Origin of the sequence: Amycolatopsis bullii (assembly GCF_014654205.1) — a bacterium.
Lineage (GTDB): Bacteria > Actinomycetota > Actinomycetes > Mycobacteriales > Pseudonocardiaceae > Amycolatopsis > Amycolatopsis plumensis.
On record NZ_BNAW01000004.1, the window covers coordinates 72924 to 91898 of the forward strand.

Genomic DNA, 18975 nt, shown 5'->3' on the forward strand with positions numbered 1-18975 from the left:
AGCCGAAGCACCGGGCGCGGCTGCCGCACCGGAGCTTTCCCGAAACCTCACCGACGGCCCACCCGCGGCCGCCCGCTTCCCCCGCGGCGTCCGCCCCGGCTCCCCAGTCCGACCCACACTGCTCTTCGGCATCTCCACCACATTCCCGTTCGCAAATCCCATACCCCGCCCAGCACCCGCAGACCCGCCGACACACGCTCTAAGCCGGCAGCGTCACCCGGATCCGGCTCCCCGTCCCCGGCGACGGGTCCACCACCCCGATCGTCCCGCCGTGCAGCTCCACGGCCCACCGGGCGATCGCCAGCCCCAGCCCGGTCCCCCCGCCGGACGGCCGCTCCCCCCGGGTGAACCGCTCGAACACCCGCTCCCGGTCCGCCGGCGCGATCCCCGGCCCCTCGTCGCACACGTCGATGCGCACCTCTCCCGGCCGCACCTGCGCCACGACCCGCACCTGCCCGCCCGCCGGGCCGTGCCGGGCCGCGTTCTCCAGCAGGTTCGCCACCACCTGGAACAGCCGCCCGCGGTCCGCCGTCACCACCGCCCCCTCCGGGGCCACCGACACCTCGAACGTCACCCCGCGGCCCGCGAACGCCGCCTCCCCGACCACCTCGGACAACAGCGACCACAGGGAGAACGACGTCAGGTGGAGCGAAGTGGCCCCCGCGTCCAGCCGGGACAGGTCCAGCAGCTCGTCCACCAGCGTCGCCAGCCGCTCGGTCTGCTGCAGGGCCGTCTTCAGCGTCCCCGGATCGGGTTCCTCGACACCGTCGACGAGGTTCTCCAGCACCCCGCTCAACGCCGTGATCGGCGTCCGCAGCTCGTGGGACACGTTCGCGATCAGCTCGCGGCGCTGCCGGTCCGCGTCCCCGAGGTCGCCCGCCATCTGGTTGAACGCCTGCGCCAGCTCGCCCACCTCATCGCGGGTGGTCGCGCGGATCCGGCGCGTGTAGTCGCCCTTCGCCATCGCCCGCGCCGCCGCCGTCATCTCGCGCAGCGGCCGGGTCATCCCGTGCGCCAGCACCTGCGACAACACCAGCGCGAGCACCATCGCCGTGATCGTCGTCTTCGGCGGCAGCCAGCCGATCTGCCAGTTGAAGAACGCGAACGCGATCCCGCCGGAGGCGACCATCAGGATCGCCAGCTTCAGCTTGATCGACCGGATGCGGTCCAGCGGCCGCGGGATGAAGTTCACGAGCCCGCCTCCAGCGCGTAGCCGACGCCGTGCACGGTCCGGATCAGGTCCGCGCCGAGCTTCCGGCGCAGCGCCTTGATGTGGCTGTCCACCGCCCGGGTGCCCGCGGACGTGCCGTGGACGTCCCAGTCCCACACCTCCGACAGCAGCCGTTCCCGCGGCTGCACCACCCGCGGCCGCCGGGCGAAGTGCACCAGCAGGTCGAACTCGATCGGCGTCAGCTGCGCCGCCACCCCCGCCCGGGCGACGCGCCGCTGGTCGACGTCGATCTCGAGGTCGCCGAGCACGATCCGGGTGCCCGCGACCGACGACGACCGCTCGACCCGCCGCAGCAGCGCGTGCACCCGCGCGGTCAGCACCCGCATCGAAAACGGTTTCGTGAGGTAGTCGTCGGCGCCGACCCCCAGCCCGACCAGCATGTCCGTCTCGTCGGCGCGCGCGGTCAGCATCAGCACCGGCACCGGACGGCGGCCCTGGATCCGGCGGCAGACCTCCAGGCCGTCGAACCCCGGCAGCATCACGTCGAGCACCACCAGATCCGGCTCCCCGGACGCCTCGGCCGAGACGGCGGCCGGTCCGTCGTGCACGACGTCCACCCCGAACCCCTCGGCCCGCAGCCGGGCCGCGATCGACGCGGCGATCGTGACGTCGTCCTCGACGACGAGCACGCGCCGCCCACCCAGTTCCATGACCACGACCCTAAGCACCCCCGGTGGAGACGGTTCGCGTGAAGTGTGAAGATCCTGTGGAGACGTTTCACCCGCTTTGCCGGTTCGTAACGGCCGCAGGTGTGACGCAGGTCATGCACTCCGGGACCAGTTCGCGCAATCGACAGACTGCACTCCTGATCTGCGAAGAGTGAACAGACTGCCGTTGCCCCGGCCCTGACCTGGCGCGCAGGATTCCGCAATGGCGCCGACACCCGCAGACCAGCGCGTGCACGACGACGGCCGGGTCGAGCTCGACCCCGCCGACGTCCGGTCTCTCGAAGGCAGCCGGTTCCTCAACGAGGAGCTGGCCCCCGTCGCGATAGAAAAACGGACCTGGACCACTTACAACTACTTCGCGCTCTGGATGGGGATGGCCCACAACATCCCCAGTTACGCCCTGGCCGCGTCGCTCATCACGCTCGGCATGAACTGGGTGCAGGCGCTGATCACCATCACGATCGGCAACCTGATCGTGCTGGTCCCGATGCTGCTCAACAGCCACGCCGGCACCAAGTACGGCATCCCCTTCCCGGTGTTCGCCCGCGCGTTCTACGGCCTGCGCGGCGCCAACCTCGCCGCGCTGCTGCGCGCGTTCATCGCGTGCGGCTGGTTCGGCATCCAGACGTGGGTCGGCGGCGAGGCCATCTACGTCATCCTCGGCCGGCTGCTCGGCTCGTGGTGGCGCGACTCCGCCGTGGTCGCCGGGCAGCACTGGACGCTCTGGCTGTCGTTCGTGGTCTTCTGGATCGGCCAGATGCTGATCATCTGGCGCGGCATGGAAGCGGTCCGCCGGTTCGAGAACTGGACGGCGCCGCTGGTGTCCGTCGGCTTCCTGATCATGCTCGGGTACGTGCTGGTCAAGGCGGGCGGGCTCGGCCCGATCCTGTCCGACGGCGGCAGGCTCGGCTGGGGCCCGGACTTCTGGAAGGTGTTCGCGCCGGCCCTGATGGCGATGATCGCGTTCTGGTCGACGCTGTCGCTCAACATGCCGGACTTCACCCGCTTCGGCGGCAGCCAGCGCAAGCAGGTCCGCGGCCAGATCCTCGGCCTGCCGACGACGATGACGTTCATCGCGATCGTGGCCATCCTGACCACGTCGGGCGGGCACGTGCTCTACGGCAAGGACATCTGGGACCCGGCGCAGCTGGCCGACAAGTTCGCCAGCCCGGTCGTGGTGGTCGTCGCCCTGGTCGCGCTGGTGCTGGCGACGATCTCGGCGAACCTGGCGGCCAACGTCGTCAGCCCGTCCTACGACTTCTCGAACGCGTTCCCGAAGCGGATCACGTTCGCGGTCGGCGGCGGGATCACCGGCGTCATCGGCATCCTCATCCAGCCGTGGCGGCTGTACTCCGACCCGAACATCTACATCTTCGCGTGGCTCGGCTTCTACGGCGGCCTGCTCGGCGCGGTCGCCGGGGTGCTCGTCGCCGGCTATTGGGTCATCAACCGCACGAAGCTGCGGCTGAAGGACCTCTACACACCCGATGGGGTGTATTGGTTCAGCGGCGGCTGGAACTGGCGGGCGCTGGTCGCCACGCTGGTGGGAGCGCTGCTGGCGGTCGGCGGCGCGTACGGCGGGCCATTCCCCGACGCCGGTCTCATCCCGTTCCTCAAGCCGCTTTACGACTACAACTGGGTGGTCGGCCTGGTCGGCGCGTTCGTCGTCTTCGCCGCCCTCTCCATGCCCCTGTCCACAACGAAGGAGGAAATCAGTGAGCGTGGTTCGAGCCGGCCTGATCCAGCAGCGGTGGACGGGTGACAAGGAGTCCATGATCAAGGCGGCGGTCGACCACATCGGCACCGCCGCATCGCAGGGCGCCCAGGTCGTCTGCCTGCAGGAGCTGTTCTACGGGCCGTACTTCTGCCAGGTGCAGGACGCCGACTACTACTCCTACACCGAGGCCATCCCGGACGGGCCCACCACGAAGCTCATGCAGGAGGTGGCCGAGCGCCACGGCGTCGTGCTGATCGTGCCGATGTACGAGGTCGAGCAGCCCGGCGTCTACTACAACACGGCCGCGGTGATCGACGCCGACGGCACCTACCTCGGCAAGTACCGCAAGAACCACATCCCGCAGGTCAAGGGATTCTGGGAGAAGTTCTACTTCCGCCCCGGCAACCTCGGCTACCCGGTGTTCGACACGGCGGTGGGCCGCATCGGCGTCTACATCTGCTACGAGCGGCACTTCCCGGAGGGCTGGCGCGCGCTCGGCCTGGCCGGGGCGAAGATCGTGTTCAACCCGTCGGCGACCAGCCGCAGCCTGTCGCAGTACCTGTGGCGGCTGGAGCAGCCGGCGGCCGCGGTGGCGAACGAGTACTTCGTCGGCGCGATCAACCGGGTGGGCGTGGAACCGCTGGGCGACAACGACTTCTACGGCCAGACCTACTTCGTCGACCCGCGCGGCCAGCTCGTCGGGGACGCGGCGTCCGACACCGACGATGAGGTGGTGGTGCGCGACCTCGACCTGTCGCTGCTGGAGGAGGTCCGGAACACCTGGGCGTTCTACCGCGACCGCCGTCCGGACACCTACGGCCCGCTCGCGGAGGCCTGATGACCACGCTCATCAGCGGTGGACAGGTCGTCTCGCCGTCGGGCGCCTTTCCTGCGGATGTCCTCGTCGACGGCGAAACCATCGCCGCCGTCGGGGCGCCCGGGACGCTTTCCGGCGACGAGACGATCGACGCCACCGGGAAGTACGTGCTGCCCGGCGGGATCGACGCCCACACCCACATGGAGATGCCGTTCGGCGGCACACATTCGGTCGACACGTTCTCGACCGGGACGACCGCGGCGGCGTGGGGCGGCACGACCACGATCATCGACTTCGCCGTGCAGGCCAAGGGCACGTCGCTGCTGTCCACTTTGGACAAGTGGCACGCCAAGGCCGACGGCAACTGCGCGATCGACTACGGCTTCCACATGATCGTCTCCGACGTCAACGACCAGTCGCTGAAGGAGATGGAAGCCTGCATCGACGGCGGGGTCGGCAGCTTCAAGATGTTCATGGCCTATCCGGGGGTGTTCTACTCCACGGACGGGGAAATCCTGCTGGCCATGCAGAAAGCGCGGGAAATCGGCGCTACGATCATGATGCACGCGGAGAACGGCATCGCGATCGACCAGCTGGCGGCGCAGGCCTTCGCCGCGGGCAACGTGGACCCCGTGCAACACGGCCTGACGCGGCCACCGGAGCTGGAAGGAGAGGCGACATCGCGGGCGATCCAGCTCGCGAAGGTGACGGGCTCGCCGCTGTACATCGTGCACCTGTCGGCGTCGCAAGCGCTGGCGGCGGTCGCGGAGGCGCGCAACGAGGGGCAGAACGTCTTCGCGGAGACGTGCCCGCAGTACCTGTACCTGTCCATTGAGGACTTGGCCAAGCCGGACTTCGAGGGCGCCAAGTACGTCGCTTCGCCGCCGCTGCGGGAGAAGTCGCACCAGGCCGACCTGTGGCGCGGGCTGCGGACGAACGACCTGTCCGTCGTGTCCACCGACCACTGCCCGTTCTGCTTCAAGGACCAGAAGGAAATGGGCCGCGGCGACTTCCGGGCCATCCCCAACGGCATGCCGGGCGTCGAGCACCGGATGGACCTGCTGCACCAGGGCGTCGTCGCCGGTCAGCTGACGCTGGGCCGATGGGTCGAGACGTGCTCGGCGACACCGGCGCGGATGTTCGGGCTGTACCCGAAGAAGGGAGTCATCGCGGCGGGTTCGGACGCGGACATCGTCATCTACGACCCTTCCGCTCGGCAGACCTTGTCGGCTGAGACGCACCACATGAACGTCGACTACTCGGCGTACGAAGGGTTCGAGATCACCGGGCGCGTGCACACGGTGTTGTCGCGTGGACGTGTCGTGGTGTCGCCTTCCGGTTTCTCAGGATCGACGTCACACGGCAAGTTCCTGTCCCGCTCGCTGAACCAGTACCTGAACTAGGAGCGGGCGATGGACTTCGGGATCGTGCTGCAGAGCGACCCGCCCGCGCGGGACGTCGTGCGGCTCATGAAGGACGCCGAGGACTGCGGATTCCGCTACGGCTGGACGTTCGACTCCTGCGTGCTGTGGCAGGAACCGTTCGTCATCTACTCGACGGTGTTGGCCGCGACCTCGTCGCTCGTCGTGGGACCGATGGTGACCAGTCCCGGCACGCGCGACTGGTCGGTCATGGCGTCGACGTTCGCCACGCTCAACGACATGTACGGCAACCGGACCGTGTGCGGCATCGGCCGCGGCGACTCGGCACACCGGGTGGTCGGCAAACCGCCGTCCACGCTGGCCACCGTCCGCGACTGCATGCGCGTGGTCAAGGACCTGGCCGAGGGCCGCGCGGTGACCATGAACGAGAAGACCGTGCAGATCCCGTGGATCTCGAACGGCCGGCTCGAGATGTGGATGGCGGGGTATGGGCCGAAGGCGCTGCAGACGGTCGGTGAGCACGCCGACGGCTTCATCCTGCAGTGCGCGGATCCGGCGATCGCCCGCTGGACGATCGGCGCGGTCCGCGACGCCGCCCGGGCGGCCGGGCGCGACCCCGGCGGCATCACGATCTGCGTGGCGGCCCCGGCGTACGTCGGCGACGACCTGCCCCACCAGCGCGAACAGCTGCGCTGGTTCGGCGGGATGGTCGGCAACCACGTCGCGGACCTGGTGGCGCGGTACGGCTCGTCGGGGGCCGTACCGCGGGAGCTGACGGACTACATCCGCGGGCGGGAAGGGTACGACTACAGCCACCACGGCAAGGCGGGCAACCCGTCGACGGAGTTCGTCCCGGACGAGATCGTCGACCGGTTCTGCCTGCTGGGGCCGGCTTCGGCGCACGTCTCGCGGTTGCAAGAGCTGGCCGAGCTGGGTGTGGACCAGTTCTCGCTGTACCTGATGCACGACGACCGCGAGGCCACGCTGGCGGCGTACGGGTCGGAGGTCATCCCGAAGCTCACCGCGTAGGGCGCGCCCCACCCCGGATCCGGTGGTCCACCCCCCTGTGCCGCCGGGTCCGGGGCGGGACCATCGGCGGATGAATCCTCGGAAACTCCGTGTTGCGCTGGCGCTGGGGGCCACCGCGGGCGCGGTCGCCTTGAGTGCGCCTGTGGCCGCGGCGAGCCCCGCCCGGATCGTCTGGGAAGCCTCCTGCCCGGCCGGCTACGAATGCGGCCACCTCGACGTCCCGCTGTCCTATCAGGACCCATCCGCGGGCGCGGTCCGCATTGCGGTGAGCCGGCTGCCCGCCACGGACCAGGCCAACAAGCTGGGCACGATCTTCTTCAACCCCGGCGGGCCGGGCTCCTCCGGCCGGTTCGCCCCGGCGTTGACACCGGCGTTGCACGCCCGCTTCGACATCGTCGGCTTCGACCCGCGCGGCGTCGGGGCGAGCTCGAAGATCCACTGCTTCACCGATCCGTCGCAACTCGAGGTGCTGCAACGGGCTCTCGGCACGTTCCCGCTGACCCGCGAGGCCGAGCAGCAGCAGATCGCCGACACCCGAACGGTGACGGACCTCTGCGAGCAGAACGCCGGTCCGTTGGCCAACCACCTGTCGACCGCGACGATCGCCCGCGACCTGGACAGGCTACGGGCGGCGTTCGGCGAGCCGAAGCTGCGCTACTACGGAAAGTCGTACGGCACCTACCTCGGCGAGACGTACGCAAACCTCTTCCCGGCCCGCGTCGGCTCACTGGCACTCGACGCGGTCGACGACCCGATCCGGTGGTCCACCGGCGCCGCACCGATGAGCTACCGCCTGCAAGGTTTCTCGGACGCCCCCCGAGCACTCGAATCCTTCTTGGCGGCGTGCGCTTCGCGTTGCACGTTCGCCTACAACGCCATCCTCGACCGGCTCCAAGCCGCCCCGATCACGGTGACCGACACGGCCGGGCGGCAGATCGTCGTGACATACCAGAGCGCAATCGCCCAGATCCACAACTACCTGACCGACGCCCAGTCGGCGCCCGAGCTGGCGGCGTTCCTCCAGGCCCTGGCCAACCCCGCGTCTCCAGCACCGGCCGCACCGGGCGGCGCCCCGGACATCGACTCCTTGCTGGCCGGCGGCGCAACCCTGTGCTCGGACGCGGCCAACCCGCGTGATCCGGCGGTCTGGTGGGACTACGCCGCGCGGGCGGACAGCGTGGCCCTCGGGTTCGGTCGGTACGACGTCTACAAGACGCTGCCGTGCGCGACGTGGAAGGTCACGGACACGGGCCGCTACGCGGGACCATGGAACCGCCCGACGGCACCGATCCTCTTGCTGGCCAACAGTGAGGGCGATTTGGAGACCCCGTACGCCGGAGCGCAACGAACGGAGCACCTGCTCGGCAACGCGCGCCTGCTGACCTTGGACACCTACGGCCACGGCGCCCGGGGCAAGAGCGCGTGCATCGACGGCTGGCTGGATCGGTACTTCGGCGCGGGAGCGGTGCCCGCTCCGGGGACGGTCTGCGCACCGGACCGAGGCCCGTTCGACTGAGGCTGGGCTTCCGGCCACAGCGGGACTCTCTGCCTTGCCGTTATCACTGGCTTCTGCGTGGGCGCTGCGCCGGGCCTGGTTCCTCGTTAGGTATCCCCGAATTCGCCAACTTGACCCACGCGAAATCATTCAGATCCAAACCTTCCGATAGAGTGAAATCCCCACAGAGATCGTCCTTTCTCCTGCGCGGAGTGTTAGAAACGCACCAAGGGTGCTCTGCAAAGGGGAAGGTTTCATGGTCTCATTCGAGGCACTGCGGGGGTACCTGCTCGAAGAAGTGCTCGCCCGGTTGCTGCAAGACAGCGGCTACCGGCTTCTCGTTTCCGTGGAACAAGATCCGGACGCACTGAAGCGGGGAAGGCACGGTCTGCTCGTACGCGGCCGCGGCTCAGACCATCAAGCCGACGTCCTCGGAGAACTGACCCTTCCGACCCCCTTCTCCCTTCCTTTGCGCCTGTTCGTGGAGGCCAAGTACCGCGGCGCCAAGACCGGTCTGCGGGATGCGCGGAACGCACACGGAATCGTCCACGATGTCAACGAACAGTACGCGACTGCGCACGCCGGCTCTCGGAGAGTGCCGGTGCGACGACACTTGTACCGCTACGCTCTTTTCTCCACAAGCGGTTTCAGCCTTCCCGCGCAGCAGTATGCATTGGCACAGCAGATCTTCCTCGTCGACCTGTCCGGCCCCGCATTCCACCACCTGACCGAAGCCACGGACCGGGCGGCGAGGCAGCTGAACCAGATCTTGGCCGAGACCGAAGCACCCTTTCCCCGAGGTCAGATCAGGACAGCGTTGCGGCTTTCCCTGGGCACCTGGACCGACGACGGTTCATCGGACGACGCGCGGAGGCCGGCCGAACCAAGTTCGTCAGCACTCCACACCTTGCCCGGAGGGCGTTTCGACGCAAGCGAATCGATCCGCCGCAACCCGGCTCGCGCCGAGACGCGTGTCTTGCCTCCGGATCGCCTCATGTCCGTAGCGGAAGCACTGGCCGACGAGGTCGCCGACTCACTGCTGCTCGGTTTTCCCGCCAGCCCCTTCATCCTCGTGCTCCGGCCTGACGATCTATCCGCGTTCACCGCGTACATTCGCGACCATCCGAGCGAGGTGCAAGTCGACTTCCGCTTCGCGACGGCACGGGACGCCAGCGGCGACTGGGTCATCGTGCCGGCGGACGGCTCGGACGGCTTCGCGCTGCGGTTCTCCCTTCCCACTCTGCTGGCAGACTGGCTTCTGGCGGAAGAATCAGCTGTGGCCATGTGCGCCCGAGACGTCAAGGCCGGACTGTTGTCTTCGATCTTCGTCTTCCACGACGCTCGCCTCGTACGGCTGACCTTCCGACCGCGTCAGCGCAGTCGGACACGGGGATGATGCTCAGTCCACCAGTGCCTGGTAGACCAGCTGTCGCAGCTGGGGGCGCAGGCGGTAGGTGCTCGAGGGCAACAGTTGCGTGTAGAAGCCCACCGTCAGGTCTTCGTCCGGGTCCACCCAGAATGCCGTTGATGCTGCGCCTCCCCAGGCGAACTCGCCCGCCGAGGACAGGGTTCGGGCCTTGACCGGGTCCTCCAGTACCGAAAAGCCCAAGCCGAAGCCGTGGCCGTCGAACGGCATCTCGGCGAACAGGGGGCGGCCGAAGGCCTCCAGGTCCACGTGGCCCGGGAGGTGGTTGCTGGCCATCAAGGCCACCGTTCGCGGGGACAGCAACCGGACGTTGTCCAGGGTTCCGCCGCGCACGAGCATCTCGGTGAAACGCCAGTAGTCCGGGGCCGAGGACACCAGGCCGCCGCCGCCGGAGAGGCAGTCCGGGCGGGTTGTCCCCAGGCGGCCGAATGCGTCGTTGCGGACCGCTCGGCCTGCTGCCGGTACGTACATCGCCGCCAGGCGGTCCGGCGACGCTGCCACGAAACCCGTGTCCGTCATGCCCAGCGGGGCGAAGATGCGCGTCGCGAAGAACTCGTCCAACGGCAGGCCCGACACCACCTCGACGAGACGGCCGAGGACGTCCGTGGCCACCGAGTAGTTCCACTCCGCGCCCGGCTGGAACAGCAGCGGCAGGGACGCCCACTTCTCCGTGCACGCCGCCAGGTCGAAGCCCGGCGGGGTGCCCCACTCGAACCCCGCCGCGCGGTAGATCGCGTCGACCGGGTGGCCGTGGTGGAAGCCGTACGTCAGGCCCGCCGTGTGCGTCAGCAGGTGCCAGACGCGGATCGGCGAGGTGGCCGGCTGCGTCGACGGCGCCAACGCCGATCCCTTGACGTACACCCGCGGTGAGGCGAACTCCGGCAACCAGCGCGAAATCGGGTCGTCCAGCTCCAGCAAACCTTCTTCGGCGAGCATCATCGCCGCCACCGAGGTGATCGGCTTGGTCATCGAGAAGATCCGCCACAGCGTGTCCGTCTCGACCGGCAGCGACGCTTCGGCGTCGCGGTGGCCGCCGCGGCCGACGTGGACGATCCGGCCGTGCCTGCTCACCACCGCGAGCCAGCCCGGCAACCGTCCGTCCGCGACATACCGGTCGAAATGCGCGTCGATCCGGGAAAGCCGCGCCGCGTCGAAGCCGGCCTCGGCCGGGTCGATGTTCACCTCGAAGTCCGCCATGCGGCGAGGTTACTGTGCGATGAGTTGCTTTGGCCGGCTTGCTACTTCTCCCGCGCCCGCTCTGCCGCCTTCTCCTCGCGCCACGCTTCGTCGTTCTTCCCGTAGCGCCAGTAGCCGGAAATGGACAGCAGCTCACGCCGCACGCCGCGCTCGTCGAGCAGGTACCGCCGCAGCTCGCGCACGAACCCCGCCTCGCCGTGGACGAACGCCTGGACGACGCCCTCGCGCCACGGCAGCTCGCGCACCGCGGCCGCGACGTCGCCCCCGGAGGCCCGGTGCAGCCAGGTGATCTGCGCGTCCGCCTTCGTGACCAGCGGCTGCTCCTCGTCCGCGTTGTCGACCAGGATCACCGCGTGCGCCGGCACGCCGGCAGGCAGCGCTTCGAGCGACGACGCGATGGCTGGCAACGCGCTTTCGTCCCCGGCCAGCAGGTGCCAGTCCGCCTCGGCGCCCGGCGCGTACGCGCCACCCGGCCCCAAGATCAGCAGCTCGTCGCCCGGCTGCGCCGAAGCCGCCCACGGGCCGGCGATGCCTTCGTCGCCGTGGTGGACGAAGTCGAGGACCAGCTCACCGGCCTCCGCGTCGAACGCCCGCACGGTGTAGGACCGCTGCCGCGGCCAGTGCTCGCGCGGCATCGACGCGCGGCACTCCTGGACGTCGAACGGCTCCGGGTACTCGACGCCGGGCACCTTGAACAGCACCTTCACGTAGGCGTCGGTGAACTCGTTCGGGGTGAACTGCGCGATCCCCTCGCCGCCCGCGACGATCCGGATCATGTGCGGGGTCAGCCGCTCGGTCCGGAGCACCCGCAACCGCGTCGCGGGACGCCCGGACCGCCGGGGTGCTTCAGCCATCGACCACTCCAACCGTCACTAAGGCTTACCTAAGTCAGCCTACGCGCCGAAATCGGCACGCGGCTACTCAGGTGTGCCCAGTTCCGCGAGCAACCTCACGAACCCGGCCGTCACCTCCTTCCGGAACCCGATGAAGAACCGGTTCGCCAACGGCACGCCCCACCGGCCCCGTGAAGCCGCGTTGACCACCCGGTGCTCGACCCGCGCCCCGGCCGGATCCGCCGTGACCCGGTACTCGCCGCGGTACCACCAGCCACCCTGCACCGCGACGAACCCCCGCTCCCGCTCCACCTCCATCCGCATCGGGTGGCCGCCACCCAGCTTCACCCGCAACCGTTCGAACACCTCCGCCGGCGGCCGCGCGACCACCCCCGACGCTTCCGCAAGCGTTTTCGCCCGCGCGGATCCGAAACCCGCGTGTTCTGGAACGCCGTGATCAGCCATTCGCCTCCCTCCTGGACGAGCACGAAGGACACGGTCGACTCGCGCCCTTCGTCGGCGACCTCCGCTCCGGTCAGCGACGAGCCACCGCCGACGACGGCCACGGCGACGTCCGGCCGGACGAACCGCACCTTCGCCGCGCCGCCCAGCGAACCGGTGAGCTTCGACCCCCGCAACGGCCCTTCGAACAGCGCCCGGTGCGAGCTCTCGATCGCTTCCCGCCCGGGGAAGTTCATCCCGAAGAACGTCACGTAATCCGCATCTTCGGCGAAGAGCCGCCCGTACGCGGCGGCATCACCCGAGTTCCAGGCATCGGCGAGCCGGCCCAGCACCTCACGCACATCGGCCTCAGCAGTCGCAGTCATCGCATCCCCCTTCGAACGCTGTTCGTCTCACGAACACCGTTCTACTCTCGAACGTCGTTCGCGTCAAGTACAGTGTTCGGGTGACCGTTCCCCCGCCGCCGTGGCGCAGCGCTCCCCGCCGCCGTGCCGCGAAACCCGCCCTCTCCCAGGCCTCGATCGTGCGGGCGGCCTTGATCGTCCTGGACGACGAGGGGTTCGACGCGGTGACCATGCGGCGGGTCGCCCAGGAGCTGGAGACCGGGCCCGCGTCGCTCTACGCGCACGTCTCGAACAAGGACGAACTGGCGGAGCTGATGCTCGACGCCGTGCTCGCCGACATCGAGGTCCCCGAGCCGGACCCGGCGCGCTGGGACGAGCAGGTCAAGGAGCTCGTCCGCGACCAGATCCGGGTGATGGCCGCCCACCGCGGCATCGCGCGCATCGCGTGGGACATCCCCGTGCCGGTCACGCCCCACTCACTGAGGCTGGGCGAGGCGACGCTCGCCCTGCTCCGCGCGGGCGGGCTGACGCTCAAGCAAGCCACCTTCGCGGGCGACGCCCTTGCGCTCTACGCCAAGGCGTACGCGTACGAAGCGAGCGGCTGGACCTGGGGCGATTTCGATCAGGCCGAAGCCGGAGAACGCGGCAAGCAGATGGTGGCGTACATGCGGTCACTGCCGCCCGAGTCGTTCCCCAACATGCTGCAGGTCGGCGAGTTCTTCTCCGCGGAAACGGCGGAGGAACGCCTCGAGTTCGCACTCGAGGCGTTCCTCGCCGGGCTGAAGGCGATGGCGAAGAACTAGGGCCGCAGCACGATCTTGCCGCGGGTGTGCCGCTGCTCCAGCTCCCGATAGGCGTTCCGGACCTCGTCCAGCGGGTAGACACGGGCGACCGGCAGCTCCAGCAACCCCTTGTCCAGCAGCAGGCCCAGCTCACGCAGCACATCGGCCGACGCCGCCGCCGCGTTCCCGTCGGTCTTCACGTTGTACTTCTCCGCCGCCGCGAAGTCGATGATCGTGTTGATCCGTCCGGGGTGGATTCCCAGGTGGAGAGCCAGTTCCACGTACCCGGAGCCGAAGGTGTCGACGAACGCGTCCACCCCGGAGGGCGCGGCGTCGCGAATCCGCGACAGCACACCCTCGCCGTAGCTGATCGGGATGACGCCGAGTTCGCGCAGCCACTCGTGGTTGGCCTCGCCGGCCAGGCCGATCACGGTCGCGCCGGCGAGGCGAGCCAGCTGCACCGCGAGCGAGCCCACCCCGCCCGCCGCCCCGGAGACGACGACCGTCTCCCCTTCGCGCGGGCAGACCGCGCCGACCGCGGCGTACGCGGTGGTGCCGGCGACGAACAGCGAGCCGGCGACCTCCCACGGCACCCCTTCGGGCTTCGGCGTGAGGTTCGCGGCCTCCGCGACGACGAACTCCGCGTGACTCGACCGCGTCTCGACGAACCCGATCACCTCGTCACCGACAGCGATGTCCGAGACCCCTTCGCCGAGCGAAGCGACAACCCCCGCGAAGTCACTGCCCTGTCCGGATGGGAACGTCGCCGGGAACCGCGAGTGCAGCAGTCCTTTGCGGATGGACGCCTCGCCCGGGTTGATCCCGGCGGCCCGCACCTCGACGAGCACCTGCCCCGGTCCCGGGACCGGCCGGGGGACGTCCTCGACCCGCAGAACCTCCACGTCGCCGTACTCGTCGAACCTGATCGCGCGCGCCATGGGGGCCTCCTCGAAAGTCGTTGCTCAATACAAGCAACGACCGGTTCCCCGGTTTTAATCCCTAGCCGGCGAGACGGCGGACCACCCCGTCGGCCAGCAGCCGGCCGCGATCGGTGAGCACCGCGCGGCCACGGGAGTCCAAAGCGGACGGATCGAGCAACCCCTCGGCCGCGGCCGCGCGGGCCTCGGCCAGCCCCGGCTCGTCGAGCACGTCGAGCGGCAGCCCCTCGGCGACGCGCAGTTCGAGCATGATCCGTTCGAGGTGCTGGTCGTCGTCGGTGAGCACTTCCCGCCCGCCCGCGGGCGAGTCGCCGGCGGCGAGCAAAGCGGCGTACCGGGCCGGGTGCTTGACGTTCCACCAGCGCACCCCGCCGACGTGGCTGTGCGCGCCCGGACCGGCGCCCCACCAGTCGTCACCCCGCCAGTAGCCGAGGTTGTGACGGCACCGGGCCGCGTCGGAGGCCGCCCAGTTCGACACCTCGTACCAGCGCAACCCGGCCGAGGACAGCATGGCGTCGATCATCTCGTAGTCCGCCGCCAGCACGTCGTCGTCCGGCGCCGGCAGCTCGCCACGGCGCACGCGACGGGCCAGCGCCGTGCCCTCCTCGACGATCAACGCGTACGCCGAGACGTGATCGACGCCCGCGGCGAGCACGGCGTCGAGCGTCGCGCGCAGGTCGTCGGCACGCTCCCCCGGCGTGCCGTAGATCACGTCGAGGTTCACGTGCTCGAACCCGGCCGCGCGCGCCTCGGCGGCGGCCTTCCCCGGGCGGCCCGGGGTGTGCACGCGGTCGAGGATCTTCAGCACGTGCGGCGCGGCCGATTGCATGCCCAGCGACACGCGCGTGTAGCCGGCTTCGCGGATCCCGGCGAAGAACTCCGGCGAAGTCGACTCGGGGTTCGACTCGGTCGTCACCTCGGCCCCGGGCGCCAGCCCGAAGACGTCCCGGACGGCGTCGAGCACCGAGCGGAGCCCGTCCGCACCCAGCAGCGACGGCGTGCCGCCCCCGACGAACACGGTGTCGGCGGCGGGCGGCACGACGAGCACGCGCGCGGCGAGCTCCAGCTCGCGCCGCAGCCCTTCGAGCCAGGACTGCGGCGACGAACCGCTGTCGAGCTCACCCGCGGTGTAGGTGTTGAAGTCGCAGTACCCGCAGCGCGTGGCGCAGAACGGGACGTGCACGTACACCCCGAACGCTCTGCTGCCGAGCCCCTTCAGCGCGGTTTCCGGCAACGCCGGATCGATCGGCGTGGCGGGGTCGGGACGCAGCTGGGGCACGGTCGAATTGTCCACCCGGTCACGCCCGGTCGCTTCAAGGGGCTGGTCGGGTTAACACCTGTTACGACGCGGGGAGGTTGGCCGCCGCCCACTCCGGGTCGACCGGGATCAGCTCGATGAGGTCGAGCAGCACGCCGTTCGGGTCGGCGACGTAGAAGTGCCGCTGCCCGTAGACCTCGTCGACGACCGGCGTCACCAGCTCGACCCCGGCTTCCTCCAGCCGCTTCGCCTCGGCGCGCACGTCTTCGACGACGAGCCCGAACATCAGCCCCGCCGGCTCCTGCGCGCGGTGAGTCGGCGGCACCGACTCGTGCCCGCGCCGCACGAAGCTGATCTCGTACCCCGGCGCGCCGGCGTTGACGCTGGCGAACCAGTCGAGCTCGACGGTGATCGGCAGGCCGACGACGTCCGCGTAGAAGCGGGTGGTCGCGGCGACGTCGTCGACCAGGTAACCCGCCCCGAAACCCTTGACCTGCATCCCCAGTTCCTCTCGTTCAAATCACTGTGTCCGTAGTACTATAACCATAGTGGTCCGCTGGACGCAAGCAGGCGAATTGGCCGTCACGCCCCGCAGTCGTGTGCCACTATTTCCGGCATGACGGGTCTCGAAGTCGCGGTCGGCTGGCTCATCGCGTGGGCCGTGCGCAAGGCGGGCCGGGTGGGCAAGCGAGTCGACGCCGAGGTCGACCAGGTCATCGACGCGGGACTCGACCGGCTGCACGACCTGATCGCGGCGAAGCTGGGCGACGACCCGGCACTGGACAAGCTGCGGGACGAAGCCGCGAAGACGGGCGAAGTGGGCACCCGGACGCAGGCCCGGGTGCGGCTCGCTCTCGAGGACGCGGTGGAGCAGGATCCGGCCTTCTCCGCTGCGATCGAGAAGTCGGTGGCGGAGCTCGAATCGGCCGGTGGCTCGCACAACGTGGTCGTCCACGGCGACGTCCGCGCCGACCACGGCGGCATTTCGATCGGCGGCGTGACCGGCGGGCAGGTGACGTTCGGGGACCCTCCGCGGCCGGACCGGTCGCAGGGCTGACCGCGTCCGGCGCGCTGCACGCCGCCCACTCCGGCACGGCCATCGGCACGGCCGGGAACGTCTACATCGGCGGCACCGCCGGCTTCGCACCGAGCACGCCGGTCTCGCCGCACATCAACCAGCTCACCCCCATCGTGGGCCGCGACGACGAACTCCGCCGGTTGCGGGCGGCCTTCGCGGGCCGGCCCGACCGGCCGGTCGTGCGGGTGCTCGCCGGGCTGGGCGGCGTCGGCAAAACGAGTCTGGCCCGCGCCTACGCCACCCGGCACCGCGAGGACCACGGAGTCGTGTGGTGGGTGCACGCCGAGGACCCGGCGGCCGTCGACCGCGAGTTCCGCGCGCTGCTGGAGATGCTGAACCCGGACGGCGCCCGCCACATCCAGGACGCGGTGGCCGCGGCGCACGCCGCCCTCGCCCGGCAGCCGAGGCCGTGGCTGCTGGTCCTGGACAACGTCCCCGACCCGGCGGCGGCCGCCCGGCTGATCCCGGCCGCGGGCAGCGGCCTGGTGCTGGTGACCAGCCGGTCGGCGCACTGGCCGGAACCGCTGCTGCTGCGCGTGACCAAGCTCGGCCTCGACGCCGCCGCGGACCTGCTCCTCTCCTTGACCCAGGACGACGACCAAGCCGGCGCGGTCGCCCTCGCCCGGGAAGTGGACCGGCTGCCGCTGGCCCTGGTCCAGGCCGGGTCGTTCGCCCGCGCGAACGCCCTCGACCTGGCGACCTACCTGCGGCTGTACCGGAAGAACCGCGCCGAGCTGCACCGCGAAGGCCGGCTCGGCGACGACTACCCGCACACCGTGGCCACCACCTGGCAGCTGGCCATCGAGCGCCTGCCGGCCACCGCCCGCGCGGTGTTGAACCTCCTGTGCTGCTACGCCCCCGACGCGATTCCCGTCGGCCTGCTGCTCGCTCCGCCGGACCCGGCTTACATCGCGCTGCCCCCGTCACTGGAACCGCGGCTGCGGCCGCTGCTCGAAAACGAGCTGACCCGCCACCGCGCGGTCGGCGAGCTGTTGTCCTACAGCCTCGCCACCACGACCGACGGCCGGAACTCCTCGGCGGTCGACGTGCACCGGCTGCTCCAGGCGGTGAACCGCGAGCAGCTCGTGGCGGAGGGAACGGCAGGCGACTGGGCGCAGGCGGCCCACGAGCTCCTGCTGGAGATCACCCCCGGTGCGCTGAACGACGCCGGCTCGCTGAACCGGTGGAACGCAGTGCACACGCACCTGCGCGCAGTGCTGGAGCACCTCGACGACGATTCGCCCGAAACCCTGGCCACACGTCTCGCCCTCGCCGACCGCACCGGGCAAGCCGGGAACGCCGGCGACGCCCGGGACCAGTTCGCGGCCCTGGTCCCCCGCTGCGAGACGGTCCTGGGCCCCCGGCACCCGATCAGCTTGACCACCCGCAACAACCTGGCGTACTGGACGGCGGTGTCCGGCGACACCGCCGCAGCCCTGGCCGAATGCGCAGCGCTGCTCCCGCTCAGCGAAGAGGTGCTCGGTCCCGAACACCCGCTGACCCTCACCGTTCTGGGCAACCTCGCCAACTGGAGCGGGAACTCGGGCGATCCGGAGGGCGCTCGCGAGAAGTACGCGACGCTGCACGCGACCTACCTCCGGGTGTTCGGACCCCACGATCCCGGCACGCTCGCCAGACGCAGCGACCTCGGCCAGTGGATCGGCCAGACCGGCTCACCGGCGGCCGCCCGGGACGAATTCCGCACGCTCCTCCCGATCACCGAACGGGTGCTCGGTCCGCATCACCTCGACACGTTCACCGTCCGCGGCAGCCTCGCGCACTGGACCGGCGAAGCCGGGGACCCGGCGGGAGCGCGCGACGAGTTCATCCGTCTGCTCGCCACCTGCCGGGCCGTGCTCGGTCCGCTACACCCCTTCACCCTCACCACCCGCCACAACCTGGCGCACTGGACCGGCGAGGCCGGAGACCCGGCCGGCGCGCGCGATCAACTCGCCGACCTGCTCCCCACGTTCGACCACGTCCTCGGCCCCCAACATCCGGAGGTCGAGATCGCCCACTCGAACCTCGCCTTCTGGACGAAGGAGGTCGGGCCCAGCCCGGCGACTGCGCCGCGGGGCCAAAAGTCCAGGTAGACGGCTTGAGTGAGCCCGGTCCCAACATCCGGACAGGGCTCGACCACATTGTGGGCACGTGAGACTCTGGCGACGTGACTCGCGCCGGTATCCGCTTGGTGGCCCGCCGCCACGTCGACCTCCGGCGTGTGGCGAGCGCACTCTGTGCCACGTTCCACTGACTCCCCGCCACCACCACGACGGACCCGGCGCCGGTCGCGCACGGCAACGCTGCCGCGCGGTCAC

The 18975-nt window shown here is 70.1% G+C and carries 19 protein-coding genes; 10 read left to right on the forward strand and 9 right to left on the reverse strand.

The window, feature by feature from the left end; translation table 11 throughout:
• Nucleotides 1-199 precede the first annotated feature (199 nt).
• Nucleotides 200-1192: a HAMP domain-containing sensor histidine kinase gene (locus IE317_RS07065; protein ID WP_191307475.1), complete on the reverse strand. Its 993-nt coding sequence runs from the start codon at nt 1190-1192 to the stop codon at nt 200-202.
• The gene (locus IE317_RS07070; protein WP_191307878.1) at nt 1189-1860 is read right to left on the reverse strand and encodes a response regulator transcription factor; all 672 of its coding nucleotides are present in this window, start codon (nt 1858-1860) and stop codon (nt 1189-1191) included. Before IE317_RS07070 ends, IE317_RS07065 begins: the two co-directional genes overlap by 4 nt.
• A gap of 241 nt (nt 1861-2101) precedes the next feature.
• Here IE317_RS07070 and IE317_RS07075 point away from each other — a divergent pair, with 241 nt between their 5' ends.
• The 6 genes from IE317_RS07075 (at nt 2102) to IE317_RS07100 (ending at nt 9735) form a co-directional block, all read left to right on the forward strand.
• On the forward strand, nt 2102-3661 hold the full coding sequence (locus tag IE317_RS07075; protein ID WP_191307477.1) for an NCS1 family nucleobase:cation symporter-1: 1560 nt from the start codon (nt 2102-2104) through the stop codon (nt 3659-3661).
• Nucleotides 3662-3671: 10 nt separating this feature from the next.
• A complete protein-coding gene (locus tag IE317_RS07080) occupies nt 3672-4454 on the forward strand; it encodes a nitrilase-related carbon-nitrogen hydrolase (protein ID WP_229902547.1) in 783 nt (260 codons plus the stop codon).
• Nucleotides 4454-5836 (forward strand): dihydropyrimidinase, encoded by a 1383-nt coding sequence (gene hydA / locus IE317_RS07085; RefSeq protein ID WP_191307482.1) that lies wholly within the window; start codon nt 4454-4456, stop codon nt 5834-5836. The genes IE317_RS07080 and hydA overlap by 1 nt, the downstream gene beginning before the upstream one ends.
• A gap of 9 nt (nt 5837-5845) precedes the next feature.
• Nucleotides 5846-6844: a TIGR03842 family LLM class F420-dependent oxidoreductase gene (locus IE317_RS07090; protein WP_191307483.1), complete on the forward strand. Its 999-nt coding sequence runs from the start codon at nt 5846-5848 to the stop codon at nt 6842-6844.
• Between the two features lie 70 nt (nt 6845-6914).
• Nucleotides 6915-8360, forward strand: coding sequence for an alpha/beta hydrolase (locus IE317_RS07095; protein ID WP_191307485.1), 1446 nt, complete (start codon nt 6915-6917; stop codon nt 8358-8360).
• A gap of 235 nt (nt 8361-8595) precedes the next feature.
• Nucleotides 8596-9735: a hypothetical protein gene (locus IE317_RS07100; protein ID WP_191307487.1), complete on the forward strand. Its 1140-nt coding sequence runs from the start codon at nt 8596-8598 to the stop codon at nt 9733-9735.
• A 3-nt stretch (nt 9736-9738) separates the two neighbouring features.
• Here IE317_RS07100 and IE317_RS07105 read toward each other — a convergent pair whose 3' ends face one another.
• The 4 genes from IE317_RS07105 to IE317_RS07120 all read right to left on the reverse strand — a co-directional run bounded on the left by IE317_RS07105 (nt 9739) and on the right by IE317_RS07120 (nt 12622).
• A complete protein-coding gene (locus IE317_RS07105; RefSeq protein WP_191307489.1) occupies nt 9739-10962 on the reverse strand; it encodes a serine hydrolase domain-containing protein in 1224 nt (407 codons plus the stop codon).
• Between the two features lie 41 nt (nt 10963-11003).
• On the reverse strand, nt 11004-11816 hold the full coding sequence (locus IE317_RS07110) for a siderophore-interacting protein (RefSeq protein ID WP_191307493.1): 813 nt from the start codon (nt 11814-11816) through the stop codon (nt 11004-11006).
• A gap of 63 nt (nt 11817-11879) precedes the next feature.
• Nucleotides 11880-12143 (reverse strand): hypothetical protein, encoded by a 264-nt coding sequence (locus IE317_RS07115; RefSeq protein ID WP_229902548.1) that lies wholly within the window; start codon nt 12141-12143, stop codon nt 11880-11882.
• Nucleotides 12140-12622 carry an SgcJ/EcaC family oxidoreductase gene (locus tag IE317_RS07120; RefSeq protein WP_229902525.1) on the reverse strand — a complete coding sequence of 161 codons (483 nt, stop codon included), beginning with the start codon at nt 12620-12622 and terminating at the stop codon, nt 12140-12142. Before IE317_RS07120 ends, IE317_RS07115 begins: the two co-directional genes overlap by 4 nt.
• Nucleotides 12623-12702: 80 nt before the next feature.
• On the opposite strand from IE317_RS07120, the gene IE317_RS07125 reads away from it, so the two are divergent.
• Entirely contained in the window at nt 12703-13404 is a 702-nt protein-coding gene (locus IE317_RS07125) for a TetR/AcrR family transcriptional regulator (RefSeq protein WP_229902526.1), read from the forward strand.
• Here IE317_RS07125 and IE317_RS07130 read toward each other — a convergent pair.
• The 3 genes from IE317_RS07130 to IE317_RS07140 form a co-directional block, all read right to left on the reverse strand.
• A complete protein-coding gene (locus tag IE317_RS07130; protein ID WP_191307497.1) occupies nt 13401-14321 on the reverse strand; it encodes an NADP-dependent oxidoreductase in 921 nt (306 codons plus the stop codon). The genes IE317_RS07125 and IE317_RS07130 overlap by 4 nt on opposite strands.
• A gap of 61 nt (nt 14322-14382) precedes the next feature.
• Complete coding sequence (hemW, locus tag IE317_RS07135) at nt 14383-15615, reverse strand: radical SAM family heme chaperone HemW (protein ID WP_373308983.1); 1233 nt, start codon at nt 15613-15615, stop codon at nt 14383-14385.
• Nucleotides 15616-15661: 46 nt separating this feature from the next.
• Nucleotides 15662-16078: a VOC family protein gene (locus IE317_RS07140; RefSeq protein WP_191307502.1), complete on the reverse strand. Its 417-nt coding sequence runs from the start codon at nt 16076-16078 to the stop codon at nt 15662-15664.
• Nucleotides 16079-16195: 117 nt separating this feature from the next.
• Between IE317_RS07140 and IE317_RS07145 the strand changes: the two genes are divergently transcribed.
• From IE317_RS07145 to IE317_RS45405, 3 genes are all read left to right on the forward strand, one after another.
• A complete protein-coding gene (locus IE317_RS07145) occupies nt 16196-16636 on the forward strand; it encodes a chromosome partitioning protein (protein ID WP_191307504.1) in 441 nt (146 codons plus the stop codon).
• 134 nt (nt 16637-16770) lie between these two features.
• The gene (locus IE317_RS07150) at nt 16771-18750 is read left to right on the forward strand and encodes a tetratricopeptide repeat protein (protein ID WP_191307506.1); all 1980 of its coding nucleotides are present in this window, start codon (nt 16771-16773) and stop codon (nt 18748-18750) included.
• A gap of 74 nt (nt 18751-18824) precedes the next feature.
• The gene (locus IE317_RS45405) at nt 18825-18911 is read left to right on the forward strand and encodes a putative leader peptide (RefSeq protein WP_373308993.1); all 87 of its coding nucleotides are present in this window, start codon (nt 18825-18827) and stop codon (nt 18909-18911) included.
• The last annotated feature ends 64 nt before the right edge of the window (nt 18912-18975 follow it).